This is a genomic window from Acidobacteriota bacterium, from assembly GCA_030949985.1.
In the GTDB taxonomy this organism is placed as follows: domain Bacteria; phylum Acidobacteriota; class Polarisedimenticolia; order J045; family J045; genus JALTMS01.
This window is the reverse complement of record JAUZRX010000010.1, coordinates 286,344-292,453: the sequence shown is the minus strand read 5'-3', so window position 1 is coordinate 292,453 and position 6,110 is coordinate 286,344. Positions and strand designations below refer to the sequence as shown.

Annotated in this window: 5 protein-coding genes; 2 read left to right on the top strand and 3 right to left on the bottom strand. The window is 64.3% G+C overall.

The genetic code is table 11. The features are described from left to right. Positions 1–1,158: putative metal-binding motif-containing protein (locus Q9Q40_02590; GenBank protein ID MDQ7006098.1), on the top strand; the 1,158-nt coding region annotated here is incomplete at its 5' end. Between the two features lie 48 nt (positions 1,159–1,206). On the opposite strand, the gene Q9Q40_02585 is transcribed toward Q9Q40_02590, so the two are convergent. Beyond that, positions 1,207–2,604, bottom strand: a complete 1,398-nt coding sequence (locus tag Q9Q40_02585; protein ID MDQ7006097.1) for a DUF362 domain-containing protein — start codon at positions 2,602–2,604, stop codon at positions 1,207–1,209. Between the two features lie 180 nt (positions 2,605–2,784). Here Q9Q40_02585 and Q9Q40_02580 point away from each other — a divergent pair, with 180 nt between their 5' ends. Further along, complete coding sequence (locus tag Q9Q40_02580) at positions 2,785–3,174, top strand: hypothetical protein (GenBank protein ID MDQ7006096.1); 390 nt, start codon at positions 2,785–2,787, stop codon at positions 3,172–3,174. A gap of 149 nt (positions 3,175–3,323) precedes the next feature. Here the strand turns inward: Q9Q40_02580 and Q9Q40_02575 are convergent, their stop codons facing one another. After that, complete coding sequence (locus tag Q9Q40_02575) at positions 3,324–4,367, bottom strand: chemotaxis response regulator protein-glutamate methylesterase (protein ID MDQ7006095.1); 1,044 nt, start codon at positions 4,365–4,367, stop codon at positions 3,324–3,326. 59 nt (positions 4,368–4,426) lie between these two features. Continuing rightward, positions 4,427–6,067, bottom strand: coding sequence for a methyl-accepting chemotaxis protein (locus Q9Q40_02570; GenBank protein MDQ7006094.1), 1,641 nt, complete (start codon positions 6,065–6,067; stop codon positions 4,427–4,429). Between the last annotated feature and the right edge of the window lie 43 nt (positions 6,068–6,110).

Here is a 6,110-nt window from a genome sequence, read left to right as displayed (position 1 = left end):
TGTCCCGATGCGGACCTCGACACTTTCCAGGATGCCGCGTGCAACCCGGACCCCGCCAATGGCGGCGGCGACTGTGATGACGGTGACGGCACGGTGTACCCCGGTGCGGCCCAGGTCTGCGATGGGAAGAACAACGACTGCGACGACCCGAACTGGCCGGCGGTTCCGGCGGACGAGACGGACGACGACGGTGACGGCACGTCGGAGTGCGCGGGAGACTGCGACGACGGTGACGGCTCGGTGTACCCCGGCGCACCGGAGGTCTGCGATGGAGTGAACAACGACTGCAACGATCCCAACTGGCCGGCACCGCCGGCCCAGGAGGGGGATGGTGACGACGACGGGATTCCGGACTGTCGCGACAACTGTCCTGCCGTTCCGAATCCCGGGCAGGAAGATGTCGACTACGACAGGATCGGCGACGCCTGCGATAACTGTCCCCAGGATTCGTTCAACGACGCCGATGGCGACAACCGTTGCGGAGAGATCGATACCTGTCCCTTTGTCCCGGATCCCACCAACCGGGATACGGACGGTGATGGGATCGGTGATGCCTGCGACACTTGCCCGAGTCAGGCCAACAACGGGACTCCTGATATCGACGGCGATGGCAAGCAGGGTTTGTGTGATAACGACGAGGATGGTGACGGTATCGACAACCAGGCCGACCCGGATGCCGACAACGATGGTATTCCCAACGATGGTGATGGATCCGGAACCATCGGTGACAACCCGTGCCTGCCGGGCCAGGTTTTTCTCTGCGACGACAACTGCCCGTTGGCTCCCAATCCCGACCAGGCGGACGAGGACGCCGACGGAACAGGTGACGCTTGTGACGGCAGGGATTCTTTGTCGGCCTATCTGGAGATGCATGCGGCGGGAGATGAGGGCGCGACCTGGCCATGGTTGGCCTGGCAGCCGGAAGACGCCGCAGTCGGGTACAGTGTCTATCGTGGGGAGGCGGGAGGCACGCCTGCAGCCCATGCGGGAGAGTGCTACCACCACTCCGTGTTGACTCTCTACACGCCGGCGGAAGAGAATCCTCCGCCCGCCACTGCCTGGACCTACCTGGTGGCGCCTGTCTTCGATACGGGCGAGGGAGGCCTGGGGCGGGGCAGCGACGGTGGCGCGAGACGGCCATCGTCCTCCTGCCCCTGAGGTCTGCAGGCCGGTGCCTCGCCCGGAAGAGGCTTTTGGAGCGGGGTGCTAGACGGCGCTGACCCTGTAGTACCAGTTCGTGCCGTCGACGCCGGCGCCCAGGTCGGTGTACTCGGTGGTTGTCAGATTGTCGGCGAGGATCTGGGCCGTCAGGAAGTCCGGGGAGCTGTCACGCTCCAGCCGGTAGGGTGCGGCGGCACCGGCCCATTCGAGGTAGATGTCGTCACCTCGGCGCGCGAGAGCGAGCTGGATCTTGCGCTGGTCCTGGTGCCGTGCGATGACCGCGGCTTCGTCGATGGTGGAGTCTTCGCCGAAAATGCCGCCGTTGCCGTTGATCGTGTCGCGGGCGTCGAGGAGGTAGGAGCGGAAGTATCCCGGGATGTCCGGATCGTGGGCCGGGTCCCCCGAAATGGGGTAGAGCACATGACGTGCCGACCAGGCATCGAGAGCGCAGGGGTCGAAGCCGGCCACCAGCATATTGCGGCGTGTCGTCGTGTCCGGTGGGAAACCGCAGAGGCTCGCGTGGGAAACCCAGATGTGGTCGAGGAGATTGAGGGTGGCGGGGCGGACGAGGGTGAAGAACTCGCCCATCACCTTGCCGCCTTGATTCGGGTCGTGGTGCGGGATCGGTTCGTTGTAGGTCGTGATCAGCCCGTAGATGTTCTTCAGGCAGCCAGTCACGTTCAGGTCCTTGTGGTCTTTCATCGTCGGGATGTTGATCCACTTCAGGCGCTGGCTGTCATGGGAAGTGCCGTTCCACAGGCCTTCCTTGAACTCGACCCGCGTTCCCCGGGGCGTGAAGAAGCAGGGATAGGAGACGTTGGACAGGGTGCGGTAGCCTTCCGTGTCGTGATCGTCGGCGGTGATGAACGTGGTGCGAATACCATCGAGCAGGCGTTCGCCGACACGCTCGTCCTGGAAGAGTTGCTGCACGAGCCAGGAGAAGCTGTGCCCCTCGTTTTCAGCGTTGGCGTGCACTTCGCGGGTGCCCCCATCGCAACCGGAGGTCGTATCGCAGTTGAGCGAGCCTCGGCCCTGCCCGTTTTCGATGATGACGACCTCGCCGGTAAAACCGTCCGGATGATCGAGGATGCGTTGTACGACGCCCCGGGTCACGTCACTGTTGCTGCAACCCCGATATTTCCACTGGGCGTTGACCTTGATCAGCACGGTATCGTCGGCGGCGATCAGGCCGTCGGGTCCGGACAGGGGGTGGGGCGTCGTGCCCTGGTAGAACCGGATGCCGTCCGCGGCCATCGAGAAGAGCAGCGACTCCAGGCCCGGATGCCGGTTGCTGGACGCGAAATCGGGGGCCGGAATGTGGTGTACGCGATGGATGCGGGGCCGGGGGCCGCTCGCGGCCGTCCCAAGGCGGGTCGTGGCCAGCGCCGCTGTGCCGGCGCCAACGAGTTTGAGGAAGGTCCTCCGGTCGGTCGATCCGAGCATGTTGATTCCTTTTCGTGGCAAAGGTATGGAAGCTTGGGGCTATTTATACGGCGGGGGCTACTGTTTTGCCTCCAGAAAAGCGCCCCCGGGGGGGGGCGGAGCGGGCGGCGGCTGTGCTATACATACGACTGGCGAAAAATATCCAAAAGTGGGGGCGGACCGTCTTTGGAAGAGGTCGAAATGGCGGAGAAATGCAGCAGTGGATTCTGTCGCTACCTCGTGGACCAGGGCTTGCTGACCGAAGAGGACGTCGAGCGCCTGGAAGCCGGGGCCCGGGACAAGGGGATGCCTCTCGGGCAGCTTCTGCTCAAGGACAGGGCCCTTTCGCTCAAGCAGGTTCTCGCGGTCCTCGAGCGGCAGGCCGATGAGCCCGGGCGGCTGTTTGGAGAGTTGGCGGTGGATGAGGGTTTGCTCAGCCGCACGGAACTCGAGCAGGCGCTGGTGCGACAACGGGTCAGCCGCCCGCATCCGGCGGAGGTGATCCTCGAGATGGGGGCCCTCGAGCCCCGCGCCCTGCTCGAGGCATTGATCGGCTACGCCAAGATCCTCGAGGCGCATCTCGCGGCCTAGCGGCCCGCTCAAAAAGCCTCTCCCGCACGCGGAGACCTGGTTTCACCGGCGCACCGGGGGTGTTCAGGCCTCCGGGCGAGCCTCCCGGCATGGGCCTCCGGACCTTCGACTCGAAGGTTCGTGAGTCATGCGGGGGCCGGCCGCCGCCTTCATATCGCGGTGGGGGCTGCGCGCAGGATCCGGGAGTTGAGCACAGTGCCGGCGATCTCCCGCAGGGGACACACGGTTTCAGCGGCGGAGAGCTTGATCGCTTCCTTGGGCATGCCGAAGACGACGCAGCTCTTTTCGTCTTGGGCCATCGTATGGGCCCCGGCCTTGCGCATGGCGAGCAGACCCTGGGCGCCGTCGCTGCCCATGCCGGTCAGCAGGACACCAATCGCATTGGCTCCCGCGATGCGGGCGACGGAGCGGAAGAGGACATCGACCGCGGGCCGCTGAAAATGTTCTGGGGGGTCGTCGTTGAGTCCCACCCGGTAGCGAGCCCCCTCGCGAACAAGGACCATGTGCCTTCCGCCGGGTGCGACGAGAGCCACGCCCGGTACCACGTCATCCCCCTCCGCGGCCTCCCGGACCTCGACCTGGCAGATGCCGTTGAGGCGCTCGGCGAAGGAACGGGTGAAGCCAGGGGGCATGTGCTGGGCGATGACGGTGCCGGGTGTGTTGCGAGGCATTTCGCGAAGCACTTCTTCGATGGCCACGGTACCCCCGGTACTGGCGCCGACGGCCAAGATCTTGTGAGATGTTTCGAGATGCTGGTCCGGCACGGGTTGGCGGGGAGCACTGGGCTCTCTCAGCGGCTGGACCTGCGCCACAGATGCGGCGCGAATGGCGTGGATCAGCGAATCCTCCACGTCTGGAACCGAGAGTTGGGAGCCCGGCTTGGGGATCACGGCCACCGCCCCCAGGGCCAGGGCCCTCATGGCCATCTCGCTGTTTTGGGGCGTGAGTGAACTGACCACGACCGTTGGAATCGGGTGAAAGCGCATCAGTTTGCCGAGAAAGGTCAACCCATCCATTCGCGGCATCTCGATATCCAGGGTCAAGACGTCCGGCTCGAATTTGGCGATGTACTCCCGCGCCACATAGGGGTCGACAGCCGCGCCGACGACGTGGATATCGCCGTGGGCGCTCAGTGCCCGCTTGAGTGTGGACCGCACCACCGCTGAATCGTCGACGATGAGAACCTTGATCACAACAGCCTCCCTACATCGCCAGGCCGGAATCCTCTGCTCAGCCGGGGGCAGGTCGAATATCAGAATTCCTGGAGGACGGCCGCTTCCTCTTCGTCAAAGGGGATCATCTGCGCCGCGCTCGACCCGGTGCTCGCGGAAGGCGCGGCAGTCGGCGCCTCGGGCCGCGGCGAGGGTGTTGCCGCTGCGGGCCTCTGCATGGCGGGGGTGTGGGCGACGCCACTGAGAGTGAAGCGGGATACCAGGGTCCGCAGCTCGGCAGCTTGGGCCGAAAGTTCTGCAGCGGCGCTGGCGCCTTCTTCCGAGGCGGCTGCGTTGCGCTGAATGACCTGGTTGATCTGATCCATGACCCGGTTGAGTTCCTCGACGCCCTTGTCCTGCTGGTTGGAGCTGGCCGCGATCTCTTCGAGTACAGCCTGCACCGAGCCGGACTGTTCGTTGATCTCGCGCAGGTGAGCCAGTACCTCGGAGTTGATGGCGACGCCTTCCTGGGAGTTCTTCGCCGACTCGTCGATCAGGTCCGCGGTATCTCGGGCGGCTTCCGCCGAACGCATGGCGAGGTTGCGCACTTCCTCGGCTACTACTGCGAAACCCTTGCCGGATTCACCGGCCCGGGCCGCTTCGACAGCGGCGTTGAGCGCCAGGAGATTGGTCTGAAAGGCGATCTCGTCGATGGTCTTGACGATCTTGGCCGTCGCATCCGCGGAGGCCTTGATTTTGTCGATTGCCTGGGCCAGACGGGCCATCGATTCCACGCCCTGTTGAGACGAGTTTCGCGCGTTGTCGGCCAGCGCCCTGGCTTCTTGGGAGTTGATGGAGTTCTGGCGCGTCATCGAGGAAATCTGGGAGAGGCTGGAGGCCGCTTCCTGGGATGCTTCCGCCTGTTGGTTGGCGCCGTTGGCGATATCTGTGGTCGTCGCCGAGATCTCGGACGATGCTGCTGCCACCTGCTCGGCGGCCGATGCCACCTGGGCCAGAGATTCATCGAGGCTGCCGAGAGCCTCATTGAGCGAGGTGGAGATGCGGCCGTACTCACCCTCGAACTCGCCCTCGAGGCGGCAGGTCAGTTCTCCCTCCGCAACCCGCCGGAGAACGTCGCCGAGGCGTTTGAGGAAGCTCACGGCCTTGTCCCGTTCGTGCGCCACCTCCTTGGCCAGGGCTTCCATCTTGCGCCGCCTCGCTTGCATCAGCGCTTCGATCACCAGGGCGATGTCGACGCGGATCACGCGAGAGAAAGAGCCTGTGAACTGGAAAAGTTCCTCCTGCGTGGCCCCGGCTTCGAGAAGGGTCTTCTGGCAGAAATTCTGAATCACGTCGTACATGCCGACGTAGTAGTTGGCATCGAGATCGATATCGTCGTGGCGTTGACCTACCGTCGCACGGTACGAAAGGTAGGTGTCGTCGATCCGACCTTCGAGCATCGTCGCCAGGTAGCGGGTGATCAGGGGCTTCTGCCGATCGACGGAGGTGTGGCTGGTGACAAATTGCCAGGCTTCGGGGAAGCTCTTGATATGATCGTAGAAGCTGTCGACGAGCGCGTCGACGTTGGCCATCAGTTCACCTTTCCACGCCGCGACGATGCCGAGGTCTTCTTCTGTCAGGCCGTGAAAGGCCAACATTTGAGCGACCTTGGGGTCGCTGACGACGATCTGCCCCTTGCAAGCCGGACGAGTGGAGCGAGATCTAGAAAGGAAGGAGAACATCGCAAAAACCTCCTGGGTCCGGTCGACCCTGGTGATACCGGCC

Coding starts and splice junctions, on each gene's coding strand:
- Q9Q40_02585 (MDQ7006097.1), bottom strand. CDS start 2,604: ATGCTCGGATCGACCGACCGGAGGACCTTCCTCAAACTCGTTGGCGCC.
- Q9Q40_02570 (MDQ7006094.1), bottom strand. CDS start 6,067: ATGTTCTCCTTCCTTTCTAGATCTCGCTCCACTCGTCCGGCTTGCAAG.
- Q9Q40_02580 (MDQ7006096.1), top strand. CDS start 2,785: ATGGCGGAGAAATGCAGCAGTGGATTCTGTCGCTACCTCGTGGACCAG.